Source organism: Achromobacter sp. 2789STDY5608621 (assembly GCF_001299375.1).
Taxonomy (GTDB): domain Bacteria; phylum Pseudomonadota; class Gammaproteobacteria; order Burkholderiales; family Burkholderiaceae_B; genus Achromobacter; species Achromobacter insuavis.
Genome location: NZ_CYTU01000025.1, coordinates 66,281 through 83,172, shown reverse-complemented (window position 1 = coordinate 83,172; position 16,892 = coordinate 66,281). Strand labels below are relative to the sequence as shown.

Sequence of the window (16,892 nt, the reverse complement as noted above, 5' to 3'; positions counted from 1 at the left end):
CTTCACCTCATCCGCCGCCTATCGCCCCCATGTCGTTGCGCTCGCTCCGTAGCAAGATTTTTCTACTGGTCGTAGCGCTGCTCCTGGCGGTCGCGGCATTCGTGATGCTGACCTCGCAGCGCAACGTCACCCGCACGGTGATGAACAGCGAGCGCCACGCCGTCAGCAACGTCATGGAACTGGTGCTGCGCGACGCCGAGGCCCGCTGGGGCGCGTTGCTGGCCGACAAGATCTCCACCGTGCGCAGCGGCCGGCGCCAGCTGATGCAGAGCGGCACCGTGGTGGCCGCGGCGCTCGGCACCTACGCCGACCTGGCCGAGCGCGGCATCATGACGCCCGGCGCCGCCAAGGGCATGGCGCGCGCCTGGATCAACCACCTCAAGCTCGACGACCGCCGCTACGCCTTCGTCTACGACGCCGACTTCCAGGTGCTGGCCAGCGGCAATCCCGACATGATCGACCGCGACCTGTCGTCGCTGTCCGACTTCAAGAACCGGCCGCTGGCGCAGGCGCTGCTGGAAGAGAGCCGCACGTCCGGCTACGGCTTCGCGATCTACCGCTGGCCGCCGTCGGCGCAGCGCGGCGACGGCGAGACGCGCTACGCCTACTTCGGCTATTTCCGCCCGTGGAACTGGGTGTTCGCCATTTCCGACAGCGCCCAGGACGTGATCGAGCAGATCGAGACGCGCCGCGCGCAGCTGGAAAACTCGGTGCGCGACACGCTCTCCAAGATGACGCTGGCGCAATCGGGCTTTATCTTCATCGCGGCCGATGACGGCCGCATGATCGTGCCGCCGCCCGAGGCCCGCGCCGGCCTGCTGGACGCCAAGGACGGCGGCGGCGAAACGCTGCGCGCCCTGCTGGCGCGGCAGGACGGCGGCGGCAAGCTGCGCAGCCTGCGCTTCGACGGCGGCGACGGCCCCTGGCAGATCGAGAGCGCGCGCTTCGCGCCGCTGGGCTGGACCGTGGTGGCGGTGGTGCCCGAGAGCGACCTGACCGCGCCGGCGCAGGAACTGCTGAACCGGCAGGCGCTGATCTTCGTGGGCATGATGCTGGTGGCGCTGGTGTGCGCCTGGCTGGTGGCGGCGCGCATCGTGCGGCCGCTGGAAACGCTGACCCACTACGCCCGCCTGCTGCCCGAACAGGACCTGACCGCGGAATCGGCCGTGCCCGCCCACATCGCCGCCCTGCCCGACAAACACAAGGACGAAGTGGGCCGGCTGGCGGCCTCGTTCCTGTTCATGGACCGCAAGCTGCGCGAGAACGTCGCCCGCCTGATGCGCGAGACCACCGCGCGCGAACGCTTCGAGAGCGAGCTGAACATCGCCCGCGCGATCCAGCTCGGCCTGCTGCCGGTGCCGCTGTCGCCCATCACCCGCGAGCAGATCGACCTGAACGCCATGATGCTGCCGGCCAAGGAAGTGGGCGGCGACCTCTACGATTACTTCACGTTGCCCGACGGCCGGCTATGCCTGGCGATCGGCGACGTGTCGGACAAGGGCGTGCCGGCGGCGCTGTTCATGGCGGTCACGCGCACCCTGATCCGCGCCACCGCCGAGGACGAGACCGACCCGGCGCTGATCATGCAGAAGATCAACAACCGCCTGTCCGAGAACAACCCGAACATGATGTTCGTCACGCTGCTGATCGGCGTGCTCGACATGACCACGGGCGAACTGCAGTGGGCCAACGCCGGCCACCTGCCGCCCGCGGTGGTGGGCGCCGACGGCGTGGTTCGGCTGCTGGAGGGCCGCAGCGGCCCGGCCTGCGGCGTGCAGGAAGACCTGACCTACCGCTGCCTGTCGACGATGCTGGCGCCGGGCGAAATGCTGGTCGGCTACACCGACGGCATCACCGAGGCAGTCAATCCGCAGAATGCGCAGTATGGCGATCCGCGCCTGCTGGCCGTGCTGTCCAATCCCCCCGTGCCCGCGGCCAACCTGGCCAAGCGTCTGCTGGAAGACGTGCAGGCGTTCGCCGACGGCGCGGAACAATCCGATGACATCACATTGATCGTGATCCGCCGCCCATGAAGACATCGTTGCCCACCCTATTGCTGAGCCTGGCCCTGCTGGCGCCCGCCGCGAGCCTGGCCCAGGCGGCGACGCCCGCGGCCAGCCAACCCACGGCAGGCGCGGCCGCCGCGCCCCAGGTCTTTCCCACCAAGCCGGTGCCGCGTCCCGACGGCAAAAAATGGCGCATCGGCTATTTCGAGAGCGGCGACTACAGCGAATACCCACGCACGCTGCGCGTCACTGTGGACGGCCTGCAGAAGCTGGGCTGGATCACCGTGCCCGCCATTCCCGACGGCCTGAACGGCAAGCAGATGTGGGAATACCTGGCCGACAACGCCCGCAGCGACACGCTCGAATTCGTGCGCGACGCCTGGTGGCAGCCCGGCAACTTCGACGCCGCGCAGCGGCCGGCGGTGCGCGCCGCGATCAAGCAGCGGCTGGAGGAAAAGAAGGACATCGACCTGATCATCGCCATGGGCACCTGGGCCGGCCAGGACATGGCGGGCATGGGCGCGCCGGTGCCCACCATCGTCGCCTCGACCAGCGACGCCGTCGGCGCCCGCATCACCCGCTCGGCACAGGACAGCGGCCTGGACAACCTGCACGCACGCGTCCAGCCCGAACGCTATCAGCGCCAGGTGCGCCTGTTCCACGAAATCGTGCCGTTCAAGCGGCTCGGCCTGGTCTACGAAGACAGCCCCGAGGGCCGCACCTACAGCGCGGTCGACGCGGTCGAGCAGGTGGCGCGCGAGCAGGGCTTCGAGGTGCTGACCTGCAACGCGCCGTCCAACGGCATCGCGCCCGAGGTGGCGACCCGCAACGCGCTCGAATGCTATGCCAAGCTGGCGCCGAAGATCGACGCGGCCTACGTCACGGTGCACCGCGGCGTCACGCCGGTGTCGATCGACACCGTGGCCGAGATCCTGCGGCAGGCGCGCGTGCCCAGCTTCTCGATGCTGGGCTCGGAAGAGGTCAAGCACGGATTGCTGCTGAGCCTGGCCCAGGCGGACTACTCGTACGTCGGCCTGTTCTACGCCGAGACCATGGCGCGCATCTTCAACGGCGCCAAGGCGCGCGAACTGAGCCAGGTCTGGATCGACCCAGCCAAGATCGCCTTGAACCTGCAGACTGCCCGCGTGATCGGCTTCGATCCGCCCGTGGATATCCTGCTGGCGGCCGACGAAGTCTACGAGGCCCGGTAACCCCCTGTTTCCTTGGCGCGGACCGAAACCGCGCGATGGCATAAAATCGGCTGACGTGTCATGGCGATGGAACTAAAGCGCCAACCGGGTTACTCAATCACAGGGGCTGTTGAATCTCCTATGGGCCCGATCTCGGACACGCCGGATTTATTGGCTGCATGACAATTTCATCGGTTACCCCTTCATCGCCGTTCGTCTCTCTCGAAGCCTTCGCCAAGGCGGCGGAGAGCGGGCAGGACGTCTATGTCGACGTCGCGGGCGAAAAACTGCAGGTCCTGGGCATGGGCGCCACGCCCGGCGGCCGCAGCGTGGCATGGGTGGCGCCCAATGTCGACACGACCGAAATGTTCGCCCAGGCGCTGGCCCGCAGTTTTGGCCAGGGCATCGCCAGCGCGGTGTCGCGCGAACTCGGCCTGGAGCCCAACCCCGGCAAGCCGCTGTCCGCGCGCACCGTCGCGCTGGCGCTCGACATGGCGCAGACCTCGCGCGACGCGCTGTCCGGCGTCGATTTCCTGACGCGCCTGGCGCTGTCCGCCACCAACGGCGCGCCCGCCTTCCAGCAAGCCTGTAGCGACGCCGGCGTGGCGCCCGCCAGTCTCGACGCCGCCCGCCGCGGCGCGCTGGACCAGGCCATGCAGGCCCGCTTCGACCAGGCCGCCCAGTCCGGCCAGAGCCCGGTCTCCCTGGGCACCGCCGCCGGCTGGCTGCGCGACCTGCTCAAGGCCGGCTGAGACCGTCCCGCCGCGTATTCCGACCCGCGGAATCCCGCCAGAAACGGTTTACTTGTTTTTACATTTCTGACGACGAAAACGCGATTTTTGCCTCAATATTTCGATTTTCGAAATATTGTGACACGTGTAAGCTGCGATAATTCGCGGCATGCCGGTAGTAACTTGTAGCTTCATACACGTTTCTTTTCGCCTCCCATGACCAACCCCAGCGATTGCACAGCCGCTTCCCAGGAAGCGGAGTTGCCGCCCATTCGCGCTGACGAAGGGCAGGGTTGGGACACGGGCGAGGAATACCTGCTGCGCGACCTGGTGCGAGAGCACTCCACCCGGCTGCAACGCTTCATCATCAAGCACATCGGCAACACCACCGAGGCCGAAGACCTGGCCCAACAGGCCTTTGTCGAAGCGGCCCGCTCGTACCGCAGCTTTCGCGGCGAATCGCAACTATCCTCCTGGCTCTACGGCATCGCGCTCAACCTGGTGCGCAACTACCTGTCGCGCGCGCCGGAACGGCGCCACGATTTCGTCAGCGACAGCGTGCTGGCCGAACACGCCAGCAGCGATCTGCCCCCCGACCGCGCGCTCGAGCAGAGCCAGACCCTGGCGCTGTTGCAGGAATCGCTGGACGAGCTGCCCGAGAACATGCGCGACATCCTGCTCATGGTCGGCATCGACGAAATCTCGTACGAAGACGCCGCGGCCCTGCTGACCGTGCCGGTCGGCACCGTGCGCAGCCGCCTGTCGCGGGCGCGCGCGGCGCTGCGCGACAAGCTGGCCCAGAAGGGCCTGCGGCTCGACGACTGAGCCGCCCGCCACTACGGCGCCCTGCCCGTGCCCGGCGCCGCCACCGGCTCGACCTGAATCACCGGCCCCTGCTGCGCGTTCGACTTGCCTTCCAGCACCGGCGCGGCCGTCGGCGTGCCATCCAGCCATTCCGAGGCGCGCACCGGTCCGCTGCTGCGGCGCAATTCCACGTTCGGCCCGAACACGATGCGGGTGCGCTGGCTCTGCGCCAGGTCGAGGTATTGCCCTGGCGTCATGCGGTCGCCGCCCCAGGTGGCGTTGAGCATCGGGCCGGTGCCGGCCGCGCCGGGCGTGGCCACCACTTCGCCGTTGATCGCGACCACCTTGGGCCGGATCAGGAACAGGCGCTCGCGCCGCTGCACGGTCTTGGACTTGTTGGAAAACAGCAGCCCCAGGCCCGGAATGTCGCCCAGGATCGGCACCTTGTCGACCTGTTCGGAATTCTGGCTGCTGTTGTAGCCGCCGATCAGCAGCGTCTGGTCGTTGCCGACGATGGCCAGCGTGCTGATGTTGCTCTTGCGCACCGTGGGCAGGTTGTCGATCTGCCGCTCTTCCTGGATGCGGCCGTCCTCGATATCCACCGTCAGTTCGACGCGCGCGCCGTTCTTCGATTCGATATGGCGCGGCGTCACGCGCAGCGAAGTGCCGACGGTCACCGGCGTCACCGTGGCCACGCGCTCGCCGCGGGTCTGGATGTAGAACGTGTCGGACAGGTCGATCATGGCGCCCAGGTTGTCGGCCGTCAGGATCGACGGCTGCGACAGGATGTTGGCCTGGCCCTTGGTCTGCAGCGCGCGCAGGCGCGCCGCCAGCGTGTTGCCGACGCTCACGCCGATGGTGCCGGGCGACAGCGCCGCGCCGCTTTCCAGCGGCAGGCCGCCGCTGGGGCCCAGGCCCAGGTTGCCGTAGCCAAAGGTGGTGGAGCCGGCGCGCGCGCCCCAGGTCACGCCCAGTTCGCTGACGAGATCGGAGTTGACGTCGACGATCATCGCCTCTATCTCGACCAGCGTGCTGGGCAGGTCGAGCTGTTCGATCAGGCTGCGGTAGATGGGGATGCGGTCCGGGATGTCCTGCACGATGATGGCGTTCAGGCGCGCATCGGCCTGCACCGTGGGCTCGCGCAGGCGCAGGCCCGACTTGCCCGCGACGCCGGACGCGGGCGCCTGGCCCCCGCCCTGCCCCGCGACCGCGCCGGCCTCGCCGCCGCCTTGCGGAAAGGCCGGCGGATTGTCGCGCAGCGGCGCCGCGATGGCCGCCAGCGTTTCATTGTTGGCCCCGCCGCCGCCGCCCGTGATCAGGTTGCGCAGCACCGTGGACAGGCCGGGCGTCACCACCTTCTGGTCGCGATAGCTGATGGTGCGGTCATTGACCGAGGCGTGCTTGAGCCGGAACACCGCCACCTGCTGGCCGCCGGCGCCCATCGGCAGCGCGGCCACGGTGCGCTCCACCAGGTCGACGTAGCCCGGCGGACCCGACACCAGCGCGATGCCCTGGTCGGGCAGCTCGCCCCAGCCGAAGCGCGGATCCAGCACGCCCAGTTGCTGCAACGCCTGGCGCAGCGCGCTGATGGAGCTGCCCATGGCGCTGACCGAGCGCGTCTTCATGTCGTTGGTGCGGCTGACGAACAACGTGCCCGCATAGACGAACCAGTTGAAGCCGTACACGCCGCCCAGCCGGTCCATGAACTCGGTCGGCGTATTGGCATTGAACTTGCCGTTGACCGTGCCGGTGACATTGGGCCCGAGCTGCAATGACAGGCTGAAGCCGCCGGCGAATTCGCGCAGCAGCGTCTGCAAGTTTTCGTCGCGGGCATAGTAGCTGTAGGGCACGTTCGGCCAGTTCGGCGCGGCCTGCGCGCCGGCCGCCAGGCCCAGCGACAACGCGGTCGCCAGAATCATCCGCTTCAACACTCTCTCTCCTCGGGCGACATGCCCGTCACGCGTATTCATGCCAGCCGCCGCACGGCGCCGGCCCAAAAGGACAGCGCATTGGTGAATGCGCCCATGGCTTCGTCCAGCGCCAGTTCGCCGCTGCCGGGCTGCAGCGATTGCTGCAGCCACAGCGCGCGGCCCTGCGGATCGACCACGCAGGCGGCCGCGTGGCGCGCCAGCATGCCCGCGGCCAGCTTGCCGATTTCGGTCACCAGCCGGTCGCGGTCGACGTCGCTGGCCGGCAGCGCGCACAGGCGCGCGCTCATCGCCAGCCAGCCGTCGCGCGCCGGCTGCAGATGCACGCGGTAGGTCTGGTCGACCACCACGGTGAGGCGGCCGTCGGCGCGGGTCGACGGCGGCAGGCCGTGGCGCGCCGCGTAGGCGGATATCAGGGGATGCTGGAGTGCGTTCATGTCGGATCGTCCGGATTGCCGGCCAGCTTCCTGACCAGCCGCAGGACTTCGGCGACGGGCTCTATCAGTTCGCTGGGGATGTATTGGTCGGGCTGCGCGGACGCCATCAGCGCGCGCGCCAGGGGAATGTTCTGCATCACCGGCACGCCGGCCTCGCGCGCGGCCGCCATCATCTGTTCGGCCAGCGCGCCCTCGCCCTTGGCCAGCACCACCGGCAGCGGCGTCTCGTCGGGCTCGTAGTAGATCGCCACCGCCAGGTGGGTCGGGTTGGTCACCAGCACCGAGGCCTTGCGCGTGCTGGCGACCGCGCCGTGCATCACCATTTCCTGGTGCAGGTGCTTGCGCTTGTGCTTGATGTGGGGGTCGCCCTCCATCTCCTTGAATTCCTGCTTGATGTCTTCCTTGCTCATCATCAGCCCCTTGCGGTACTGCATGCGTTGCCAGACGAAGTCGGCCAGGGAAATCACCACATAGGCCACCGCGATGTTCACGATCAGCGTGCGCATCATGCCGCCCACGCCCGCCTCCAGCCCGGCCAGGCCGCTGTGCGGCACCGCCATCAGCTCGGGCAGCGCATCGCGCACCACCAGCGTCACCAGCACCGACAGGAAGGCGATCTTGATGACGGATTTCAGCAGCTCGACCAGGTTCTTCTTCGAGAAGATGTTCTTCAGGTTGCTCATGACGTTGAGCTTCTTGGCCGAGGGCTTGAGCTTCTCGAACGCCAGCACCACGCCCACCTGCAGGAACTCGGCGAACATGCCCACGATCAACACGATCAGCACGAACGGCAGCACCAGGTAGACGGCTTCGCGCAGCGCCGCGTCCAGCGCCACCGGCAGCGCCTGCTCGAACGGCTGCCCCACCAGCGTCGACGGGATCAGCACCAGCCGCCCCAGCGACTCGATGATGCCGTGGGCGTTGCCCAGCATGTAGCCGAACAGCGCCAGCACCAGCAGCGTCTGGGTGAAGTCCTTGCTGTGCGCGACGTCGCCCTTCTGGCGCGCGTCGCGCAGCTTCTTGTGGGTGGGCTGTTCGGTCTTTTCGCCGCTCATGGCGCCCGCCACTGGTTGTCGAGGAAGGGCAAGGCCGAGCCGATCTGGCCGGTGGCCTCGGCGGCGTACTCGAACAGCGTGTTCATGTAGAGCACCATCACCAGCAGCGCCAGCGCGCTCTTGATCGGCATCGCCAGGAAGAACACCTGCAACTGCGGCGCGAAGCGGCTCACCAGCGCCAGCCCGACCTCGGCCAGGAACATCGAGATGATGGCGGGCGCGGCGAACAGCAGCGTCAGCCGCAGGAAGCGGCCCAGCTGGTCCAGCATCAGCGGCACGCTTTCCTGGCGCAGCGTCGGCGTCCAGTCCCACAAGTCCCACAGCCGGAAGCTGTCGTACAGCATGGTCAGCATCAGCATGAAGCCGCCGCCCACCAGGAAGAACACCATGAAGGCCTGGTTGAACAGGATGCCGAGCGGCGACGAGTCGTTGCCGGTGGCCGGATTGATGGTCGCGCCCAGGCTGGCGCCGCGCTGGTTGTCGACCACGAAGCCCACCGCCTCGAAGATCCAGAACGGGATCGCCACCAGGAACCCCATCACCAGGCCGATGAAGACTTCCTTGGCCACCAGCAGCACCAGCTCGATCGCGCCCAGGTCGGTCACGGCATAGCGCGGCGCCAGCGCCGGCACCAGCACCAGGCCGATGGCGGCGCAGATGGCGTAGCGCAGCATGCCGGGCAGCAGCTGGCGGTTGAACAGGGGCAGCATCGCGCACAGCGCCAGGATCCGCGGCTGCGTCAGCGCCAGCGTGCCCAGGAAGACTTTCGCTTCGACGTAGGTGATGCCCGAGATCATGTTGCCGGCCGCTCCTAGTGGATCTTGTAGAAGAGATCGAACACGGAGATCGTGAAGTTGTACAGCTCGGCGCTGAGCCAGCGCGCCGTCAGCAGGATCGTGGCGAACACCGCGATCAGCTTGACGGCGAACGACAGCGTCTGCTCCTGGATCTGCGTCAGCGCCTGGAACAGCGAAAACAGCGTGCCCACGATCGCGGCAACGGCGATCGGCGGCAGCGACAGCCACAGCACCAGGTAGAGCGCCTGGGTCATGTACGAGACGAGGTCGACGGTTCCCATGGCGGCCTCAGGTGTAGGACAGCACCAGGCCCTGGATCAGCCGCGTCCAGCCGTCGACCATGACGAACAGGAACAGCTTCAGGGGCATGGAGATCGTGACCGGCGACACCATCATCATGCCCATCGCCAGCAGGATGTTGGAGACGATCAGGTCGATGATGACGAACGGCAGGTACAGCAGGAAGCCGATCTGGAACGCGGCGGTCAGCTCCGACAGCAGGAACGACGGGATCAGCACCAGCAGGTCGTCTTCCTTGAGGTTGCGGGCCTGCTGCTCGCCCCACAGCCCGCGCGCGGTGCGCAGGAAGAAATCGCGCTGCTCGGGGCGGCTGTTCTTGAGCATGAAGCCGCGCATCGGCTCGGCGCCGCGCGCCACCGCGTCGAGAATGCCTTCGAGCCGGTCCGGCTGCGCCGCCCCGGGCGCCACCACCGCGGGCGGCGCGCGCAGCTCGTCGCCGATCTGCATCACCACCGGCCCCATGACGTAGGCCGACAGGATCAGCGCCAGCCCGTACAACGCCATGTTGGGCGGCACCTGCTGCACGCCCAGGGCATTGCGCACCAGCGTCAGCACCACCGCGATCTTCAGGAACGAGGTGGTCATGACGGCGGCCAGCGGCACCAGCGCCAGCAGCGCCAGCACCACCGCCAGGCTGATCGGATCCGCGCCGTTCATGCGCCCGCCTTGCCCAGCCGGTGCAGCGTCACGCCGATGCGGCCGTCGATCTCGACCAGTTCGCCGCTGCCCACCGGCGCGCCGTTGGCGCGCACCAGCACCGGGCCGTCGGCCAGCGGCCGTTCCAGATCGAAGGTTTCGCCGGGCTGCAGCTGCCGCAGCTCGCCCAGGGTGATCAGGCGTTCGCCCAGTTCGAAGGTCAGTCGGACGGGAATGGCGTCGATATCGAGCGGTGTCTGGGCGCCCGCTTCGGCATCCAGCGGCGGTTGCGGCGTCTCGGTCATGAGGGAAGTCCAGCCTTGGGTAACGAGGTATGAGGAGCCCTGGCGGCGCACGCGCAGCCCTTGGCCGTCCGCGCCCAGCCACAGTTCGCCGTCGGGCGAGACCAGGCAGTGGTCCAGGAAAAGGGTGTCGCGCGGCGACAGGCCGCGCAGTTCGGCCGCGGCCAGGTGGGTCCAGCCCAGGCAGGCGCGGATGCGCACCGGCACCGCATCGAGGTCGATCTCGCTGGCCGCCGGCGCGGCGCGGCCGACCAGGCCGGCCAGCAGCATCAGGCCGAGGCCGTCGGTGTCCAGCGTGGCGTAGATCGCGGCGCCGTTGGCGGGATGGCGCGCGGCCACGGTCCAGCCATGCGCCAGGGCCGGGGCCGGGCCATCGCGGCCAACCACCCGCAGCGGACCGCCCGGCGACACCTCGGCCAGGCCCGCGACCACCTCGGCCAACAGCGTCTCGATGGCGGTCGACACCAGGGCCGGCGGCAGCGCGCCAGCGTCAACGTCCGGCAGGCGCGCCGCCAGCCAGGCATCGGCGGCGCTGGCCGGCAGGCCCAGCCGCAGCCGCGCGCCGGCCCATTCCAGGTCGGCCGACAGCGTGGCCGCCTGGCGCAGGGCCTCGGCCACGCCGGGCGTGAAGCCCAGGCGCCACTGCGCCGGCTCGGCGTCGACGCCGGCCAGCGGCGCGAGCGTGACCGCCAGATCGGCGCCATGGCGCGCGATCAGCGTGCGAGCGCGGGCCTCGTTGCCGGACAGGCGCGGCAGCGATAGCGGGGAGGAAGAGAGAAGCGTACTGGCAGTCATGGGTTCCAGGGATCAACGGACCGGCGCATCGGCGTCGGTTTCCGCCAGGCAGGGGTCTTCCGGGTCATCGGTGCCGACGCGCACGCGCGTCGGCCGCGCCAGGCTGTCGGCCAATTGCTCGGCCAGCGGTCGCGCCATCGCGGCGAGGCGCTCACGCGAGGTTTCATTGGCGCAGACGAAGTCGGCGATGACACGGCCGCCCTCTTCATAGACCGACACGCTGACGCCGGGCAGCACGTCGTCCTTCAATTCCACCCGCACCTGGCGCCGGCCCTGGCTGCCGTCGGCCACCAGCAGTTGTTCGGCGCTGCCTTGCAGCGCCTGCGCCAGGGCCTGCGACGTCGCGTCGGCAGGCGCGGGCGCATCGGTCCGGGCCGCGCCGAACAGCGAGAACGGCGAGGGCGCGGCCGGCGGCGCGACGGGCGGCTCGTCCCTGCCGCGCGCCATGGCCTGCTCGAAGGCCTGCTTGTCGGCGTCGCTGGCCTGGCGGCCGGACGCCTGCGCATCCGATTGGGCCAGGCCCGAGCCCTGCGCGATCGCGGTATCCAGGCCGATGCGGCGGTCGATGCTCATGCCGGCTCGAACTCCTCGTGCTGTTCCCAGTCCTCGCGGTCGCGCGACAGCGATGCGGCTTCTTCCATTTCCATGTCTTCCTTGTGCTCCAGCGCCTTCAGGTGCTCGGCCAGGTGGATGCTGGCCAGTTCCACGAACTTGCCGGTCAGGCGCACCGCCTGCTGGTGCTGGACGCGGCGCTCGGCCAGCGCCTGGTGTTCCTCGCGCAGGCGCTCGGCCGCCTGTTCCACGGCCTGCTCGTGCTGGCGTTCGCCCTCGCGCAGGCCGGCCACGCCCTGCAGCACGTCTTCGATCTCGCGCACCCGCACCACGCGGCTGCACAGGTCGTGGTACATGGCCCGCTCGCGCCGCTCGGATTCATCGCGGAAGTCCGCCAGCGCCCGCTCGGAGGCCTCGCGCGCGGCATCGGCCTCGGCGTGACGCAGCCGCTGGCGCGACACCGCGATCTCGGCCTGGCCTTCGCGAAAGCGCTTGATGGCGAGCAGTTCGTCAAAGACGCTCATGCCGTCCCCACGATGGCGCTCATCTGCGCCAGGGCATCCGGCAGCGTGGCGCGCTCGTCGGTGCGCTGGCGCAGGAACTGGTTGATCGCGGCGATCTTGTCGATGGCCTCGTCCGTGACCGCGTCGCCGCCGCGCTTGTATTCGCCGATCTTCACCAGCAGCTCGACCTCCTGGTACTTGGCCATCAGCTCGCGCAGGCGGCCGGCGGCGCGCTTGTGCTCCGGCGTGATGACCGCGTTCATGACGCGGCTGGCCGAGGCCAGCACGTCGATGGCCGGGTAGTGGTTGGCCGCGCCCAGCTTGCGCGACAGCACGATGTGGCCGTCGAGGATCGAGCGGGTCTCGTCGGCGATGGGCTCGGTCATGTCATCGCCTTCCACCAGCACCGTGTACAGCGCGGTGATGGAGCCATGCTCGTTCATGCCGGCGCGCTCCATCAGCTTGGGCAGCGTGGCGAACACCGATGGCGGATAGCCGCGGCGGGTCGGCGGTTCGCCGGCGGCCAGGCCGATCTCGCGCTGGGCGCGGGCAAAGCGCGTCACCGAGTCCATCAGGAACAGCACGCGCTTGCCCTGATCGCGGAAATACTCGGCGATGGCCGTGGCCACGTAGGCGGCCTTGGCGCGCTCCATCGACGACTTGTCGCTGGTGGCGCAGACGATCACGCTCTTGCGCCGGCCCTCGCGGCCCAGTTCGTGTTCCAGGAATTCGCGCACCTCGCGACCGCGCTCGCCGATCAGCGCCACCACGGTCACGTCCACCGCCGCACCCTTGACCAGCATGCCCATCAGGGTCGACTTGCCGCCGCCCGCGGCCGCGAAGATGCCCATGCGCTGGCCTTCGCCGCAGGTCAGCACGCTGTCCAGCGCGCGCACGCCCAGCTCCAGCGGCTGCGAGATGATGCGGCGCTTGAGCGGGTCCGGCGCCTCGGCGAACACGGGGTAGAACTTGCTGGCCTCCAGCGGCCCCAGCTCGGCCTCGTCCAGCGGCCGGCCCAGCCCGTCCAGCACCCGGCCCAGCAGCCCCGGGCCCACGGGCACCATGTGGGCCCGGCCGGTGGGGATGACCTCGGTGGCGGTGGAGATGCCGTACATGTCGCCAATCGGCGTGAGCAGCGCGGCGTCGCGCGCGAAGCCCACCACCTCGCCCTTCATCTCGAAGTTCTCGCCCGGATTGCGCAGGATGCAGACCTCGCCCACCTTCACCGACGGCACCACCGCCTTGATGATGGTGCCGATCACCTGGGTCACGCGGCCCTTGATGCGCAGCGTCGGCGTGTCCTGCAGCGCCAGCTCCATCATTTCGGAGATGTAGTCGAACTGGCGCATCGCTATACCCGGCTTCCCAAGGTGCGCTGGAAGGCCTGGCGCAACGCCTGGATCTGCCCTTCCAGGCTGGCCTCGACCATGCCGATCTCGCTTTCGAGGATGCAGGCGCCGCGCGCCAGCCGGCCATCGGCCAGGATGTCGAGATAGCCCACGCCGGGATAGGCGGCCAGCAGGTCGTTGATCTGCTCACGCACCGTATCGACTTCGGCCGGATTCAGCCGCAGGGTCATCTGCTTCTGGTTGCGCACCACCGCCAGGGCGTTACGCACCACCACCATGACCTTCTCGCGGTCGTCGAAGCCATCGACCACCTTGCGCACGGCCGACATCACCAGTTCCACCATTTCGTTCTCGACGCCGGCGAAGTACTCGACCGTGCGGCCGACGGTCTCGATCATCTTCTCGGCCTGGTCCAGCAGCGCCGCTTCGCGGCCCTCTTCGTAGCCGCGCTGACGCTCGGCCTCGAACGCCGCCTGGGCGCCGCCGACGATCTCGTCGGCCCGCGCCCGCGCCTGCGCCAGCAACTGTTCGGCGTCGGCCCACGCCGCCAGCTCGGCGCCGCGCAGCACGCGCGCGGCGGGATCGATGCGGCCGGCCGCGGCGCGCGGCGTCAGCGGATCGCGGGGAATGAGGAAAGCCATGCGGGCTCCGTTTTCTTCAGTAGCGACAGGCCCAGCGCCAGCGCCTGCGGTGCGGGCAGGGGCGCGGACGGCGCGGGCAGGTCGGGCAATTTCAGTTCGGCGCGTTGCGCGAGTTCGGGACCGGCGCCGCTCAGGGCCGCGCGCAGCGCGCCCAGGCCCAGCGTGTCCACCGCGGCGGTGGTTTCGGCCAGCGTCCAGGCCGCGCTGTCGGCCAGGCCGTCGTGCAGGCCCGCGGCCGTGCGGCGGGTGAAATCCAGCAGGTCCGCGCCCAGATGCGCGATCAGCGCCCGCACCTCGTCGCCGGCGATGGCGCGGCGCAGCCGCGGACCGCACAGCACCGCGCCCAGCCGGCGGGCGCACTGCGCCAGCGCGTCCGGCGCCAGCAGCGCCAGCGCCAGTTCGGGGCGGTCCGGATCGGTCACCGGGCGTTGCCACAGGCCCAGCGCGTCCAGGATCTCGCGCGACCAATGCCGGTGCCATGCCGGCGCCAGTCCGGGCGCGGCGGCAATCGCCGCCAGCGCGGCCGGCGGCGCATAGGCCGCGTGGCGGCTCGGGTGCAGCGTGCGGCTGGGCAGCTGGTTGAATTCAACCAGCCTGCGGTCCAGCGCCGCCGATGCGGGTGTCATCGTCAGCGGGCCTCGGACACGGGTTCGCGGCGCTCGGGCCGGGCGCGGCCCGGCACGCCGTAGCGCCACAGCACGTAGGCCAACGCGCCGGCCAGGCCCAGCACCAGCAGGATCAGCAGCGCCAGCCACGCCAGCAGCGTGACCGACGAGCCCTCGCCCACCTCGATGCCCAGCACCTGCCGCGTGGCCTGGCCGGCGGCAGAGGCCGCGGCGGCGGGCTGCGCCGACACCAGCGCGATCGACACGCGGTCCTCGGTCAATCCGGGAATCGCGTGCGTGACCAGCTTGCGGATCTGCGGCTGCAGCGCGTCCAGGTTATAGCCGGCCTGGTGCTTGATGAACACCGCCGCGGTCGACGGCGTGGTGTTCTCGCCCACGCCGCCGCGTTCGGGCAGCACCACGTGCACCCGCGCGGCCAGCACGCCATCCATCTGCGACAGGGTGTTGGTGAGTTCCTGCGACAGCGCGTAGATATACCGGGCGCGCTCTTCCAGCGGCGACGACACCAGGCCTTCCTTGCGGAAGATCTGCCCCATGCCGTCGAAGCGCTCGCGCGGCAGGCCGCGGGCGCGCAGGATGTCGAGCGCGCGCGCCACCTGCTGGCCGTCCACCGACACGGCCACCCCGGTCTTGGTGGTGGCCTTCTGCGCGGCGATGCCGGCATCCAGCAGCACCGACAGCACCTCGTTGGCCTCGCTCTCGTTGGCGGCGGAAAACAGCTCCACCCGCGAGCCGCACGCGGCCAGCAGCAGCGCCAGGCCCAGCATCAGCCAGCGCAGGCGTCCCAGCGGCGAAACGCGGCGGGTTCCCGCAAGGGGAAAAGACGGTGTCGCGACGGCGTGCATTAGGACATCCTGACGAGCGAATCGATGTTCTGCGTGGTGCGCGAGACGGCCTTGCCGACCAGCTCGTACTGCACCGACACCTGCACCAGATCGGCCTGCAGCCGCAGCATGTCGGCGATGGCCGGCTGCGACGACATGGCGTCCAGGCGGCCCGAGATGTTCTGCCACTTCTCCGAGTACTCGGTGGTGGTGTTGCGCAGGCTGGCCAGGATCTGGTTGCCGAGCGTGGCCGGGGCGGCGTCGACCGCGGGCGTGAAGGCCGATTGCAGCGCGGACTGCAGGCCGGTGAGCGCGGGCGCGCCGGCCTCGGGCGCGGCCATGATGGCATTGAAGCGCGCCATGGCCAATTGATCCGGCTGCGCCGTCGGCACACTCTGAAGAGGGGCGATTGCAGCCGAAAGAGCGGCGATTTCCATGATTCCTAACTCCGTTGTAGGTCGATGCCCGCATCACTGCCGGCGTCGTCGGTGTCGCCGGCCTGGCCCAGCAGTCCCCGCGCCAGCCGGGCGCCAGGCCCATGGCCTTGCGCCGCTTCGCTCAGCACGCGCATGCTTTGCGCGGCCTTGCCGTCCAATTGCAGGGCAAAGCCGCGCCATGCCTGCAGCAGTTCCCGGTCATCGATGTTGCCCCGACAGGCCTGCTCCAGCAGCGTGACCGCCTCCCCCGCCTGGCCGGCATTCAACCGCGCCACGGCCAGTCCGACCAGCGGATAGGCCTGGCCGGGACGCAGCATGCGCAAGGCGCCAAAGATGAGGTCCGCGCGTGCCACGTCACCGCGGGCGGCGGCGACAAAGCCCACCTCGGTCAGCAGCTTGGCGTCGTCCGCCTCAAGCACAAAAGCCGCCTCGGTGGAGGCGGCTGTGGAAACGGCGCCCCGACCGGGCGCGCCAGATACGCTATTCATAGGGATGCATGGTTCGTCTCAATGCGCCATCAGATCCAGCAGGGCCTGGGCGCGGTTGCCGATTTCCGCCTCGCCGCCGGCGCGGGCATACCGCGTCAGCATGCCCAGGGTCGCGCGGGCTTCCTCGACCTGCCCCGCCGCCATCTGGCATTCGGCGGTGCGCAGCGTGGGCAGGGCGGACTCGGGAAACAGGGTGGCGCACAGCGCGTTGATGTTCAGCGCCTCGTCGTAGCGGCCGGCCATCTGCAGGCACAGCGCCAGTCCGTACAGGTAGTGCCGGCGCGTCGGCCCATACTGCGACAGGAAGGCGAAGATCGGCAGGGCCTGGGCGTACTGGCCTTGCGCCACGTGGGCGTAGGCCAGCGCATAGATCACTTCGAGCTGCTCCGCCGTGAAGCGTTTGGCCGACGGCAGGCTGGCCAGGCCGTCGTAGACCTGTTGGCCCAGTGGCGAGCGGCCGATAGGTGCGGGTTGTGTCATGTAATTCGTCC

At 69.4% G+C, this 16,892-nt stretch carries 20 protein-coding genes; 4 read left to right on the top strand and 16 right to left on the bottom strand.

Annotation, left to right across the window (positions count from 1 at the left end; all coding sequences use genetic code 11):
• Positions 1–29 precede the first annotated feature (29 nt).
• The 4 genes from AOZ53_RS21385 to AOZ53_RS21370 all read left to right on the top strand — a co-directional run bounded on the left by AOZ53_RS21385 (position 30) and on the right by AOZ53_RS21370 (position 4,752).
• Positions 30–2,033 carry a SpoIIE family protein phosphatase gene (locus AOZ53_RS21385; protein ID WP_054489218.1) on the top strand — a complete coding sequence of 668 codons (2,004 nt, stop codon included), beginning with the start codon at positions 30–32 and terminating at the stop codon, positions 2,031–2,033.
• Complete coding sequence (locus AOZ53_RS21380) at positions 2,030–3,217, top strand: ABC transporter substrate-binding protein (RefSeq protein WP_054432743.1); 1,188 nt, start codon at positions 2,030–2,032, stop codon at positions 3,215–3,217. The genes AOZ53_RS21385 and AOZ53_RS21380 overlap by 4 nt, the downstream gene beginning before the upstream one ends.
• Positions 3,218–3,375: 158 nt before the next feature.
• Entirely contained in the window at positions 3,376–3,948 is a 573-nt protein-coding gene (locus tag AOZ53_RS21375) for a BspR family type III secretion system anti-sigma factor (protein ID WP_054432744.1), read from the top strand.
• A 240-nt stretch (positions 3,949–4,188) separates the two neighbouring features.
• Positions 4,189–4,752 (top strand): RNA polymerase sigma factor, encoded by a 564-nt coding sequence (locus AOZ53_RS21370; protein WP_231689808.1) that lies wholly within the window; start codon positions 4,189–4,191, stop codon positions 4,750–4,752.
• 11 nt (positions 4,753–4,763) lie between these two features.
• On the opposite strand, the gene sctC is transcribed toward AOZ53_RS21370, so the two are convergent.
• The 16 genes from sctC to AOZ53_RS21290 all read right to left on the bottom strand — a co-directional run bounded on the left by sctC (position 4,764) and on the right by AOZ53_RS21290 (position 16,881).
• On the bottom strand, positions 4,764–6,650 hold the full coding sequence (gene sctC / locus AOZ53_RS21365) for a type III secretion system outer membrane ring subunit SctC (RefSeq protein ID WP_054489215.1): 1,887 nt from the start codon (positions 6,648–6,650) through the stop codon (positions 4,764–4,766).
• 47 nt (positions 6,651–6,697) lie between these two features.
• Positions 6,698–7,096, bottom strand: coding sequence for a CesT family type III secretion system chaperone (locus AOZ53_RS21360; RefSeq protein ID WP_054432747.1), 399 nt, complete (start codon positions 7,094–7,096; stop codon positions 6,698–6,700).
• A complete protein-coding gene (gene sctU / locus AOZ53_RS21355; RefSeq protein WP_054432748.1) occupies positions 7,093–8,151 on the bottom strand; it encodes a type III secretion system export apparatus subunit SctU in 1,059 nt (352 codons plus the stop codon). The genes AOZ53_RS21360 and sctU overlap by 4 nt, the downstream gene beginning before the upstream one ends.
• Positions 8,148–8,948 carry a type III secretion system export apparatus subunit SctT gene (sctT, locus tag AOZ53_RS21350; protein ID WP_054432749.1) on the bottom strand — a complete coding sequence of 267 codons (801 nt, stop codon included), beginning with the start codon at positions 8,946–8,948 and terminating at the stop codon, positions 8,148–8,150. Before sctT ends, sctU begins: the two co-directional genes overlap by 4 nt.
• Positions 8,949–8,962: 14 nt before the next feature.
• Positions 8,963–9,229: a type III secretion system export apparatus subunit SctS gene (gene sctS / locus AOZ53_RS21345; protein ID WP_006392849.1), complete on the bottom strand. Its 267-nt coding sequence runs from the start codon at positions 9,227–9,229 to the stop codon at positions 8,963–8,965.
• 7 nt (positions 9,230–9,236) lie between these two features.
• On the bottom strand, positions 9,237–9,905 hold the full coding sequence (gene sctR / locus AOZ53_RS21340; protein WP_054432750.1) for a type III secretion system export apparatus subunit SctR: 669 nt from the start codon (positions 9,903–9,905) through the stop codon (positions 9,237–9,239).
• Complete coding sequence (gene sctQ / locus AOZ53_RS21335; RefSeq protein ID WP_054489214.1) at positions 9,902–10,981, bottom strand: type III secretion system cytoplasmic ring protein SctQ; 1,080 nt, start codon at positions 10,979–10,981, stop codon at positions 9,902–9,904. Before sctQ ends, sctR begins: the two co-directional genes overlap by 4 nt.
• A 12-nt stretch (positions 10,982–10,993) precedes the next feature.
• Positions 10,994–11,554 carry a hypothetical protein gene (locus AOZ53_RS21330; protein ID WP_054489212.1) on the bottom strand — a complete coding sequence of 187 codons (561 nt, stop codon included), beginning with the start codon at positions 11,552–11,554 and terminating at the stop codon, positions 10,994–10,996.
• Entirely contained in the window at positions 11,551–12,057 is a 507-nt protein-coding gene (locus tag AOZ53_RS21325) for a type III secretion protein (protein ID WP_054476564.1), read from the bottom strand. The genes AOZ53_RS21330 and AOZ53_RS21325 overlap by 4 nt, the downstream gene beginning before the upstream one ends.
• On the bottom strand, positions 12,054–13,385 hold the full coding sequence (gene sctN / locus AOZ53_RS21320) for a type III secretion system ATPase SctN (RefSeq protein ID WP_054432754.1): 1,332 nt from the start codon (positions 13,383–13,385) through the stop codon (positions 12,054–12,056). The genes AOZ53_RS21325 and sctN overlap by 4 nt, the downstream gene beginning before the upstream one ends.
• Before the next feature lie 2 nt (positions 13,386–13,387).
• Positions 13,388–14,026 (bottom strand): HrpE/YscL family type III secretion apparatus protein, encoded by a 639-nt coding sequence (locus tag AOZ53_RS21315; protein ID WP_054476562.1) that lies wholly within the window; start codon positions 14,024–14,026, stop codon positions 13,388–13,390.
• Positions 13,996–14,652, bottom strand: a complete 657-nt coding sequence (locus AOZ53_RS21310; RefSeq protein WP_054476559.1) for a SctK family type III secretion system sorting platform protein — start codon at positions 14,650–14,652, stop codon at positions 13,996–13,998. Before AOZ53_RS21310 ends, AOZ53_RS21315 begins: the two co-directional genes overlap by 31 nt.
• Before the next feature lie 2 nt (positions 14,653–14,654).
• Positions 14,655–15,419, bottom strand: a complete 765-nt coding sequence (sctJ, locus tag AOZ53_RS21305; protein ID WP_231690660.1) for a type III secretion system inner membrane ring lipoprotein SctJ — start codon at positions 15,417–15,419, stop codon at positions 14,655–14,657.
• Between the two features lie 77 nt (positions 15,420–15,496).
• A complete protein-coding gene (sctI, locus tag AOZ53_RS21300) occupies positions 15,497–15,838 on the bottom strand; it encodes a type III secretion system inner rod subunit SctI (RefSeq protein WP_280527105.1) in 342 nt (113 codons plus the stop codon).
• Positions 15,839–15,918: 80 nt separating this feature from the next.
• Positions 15,919–16,332, bottom strand: coding sequence for a hypothetical protein (locus AOZ53_RS21295; protein ID WP_231690658.1), 414 nt, complete (start codon positions 16,330–16,332; stop codon positions 15,919–15,921).
• Between the two features lie 87 nt (positions 16,333–16,419).
• Entirely contained in the window at positions 16,420–16,881 is a 462-nt protein-coding gene (locus AOZ53_RS21290; RefSeq protein WP_082385724.1) for a SycD/LcrH family type III secretion system chaperone, read from the bottom strand.
• Between the last annotated feature and the right edge of the window lie 11 nt (positions 16,882–16,892).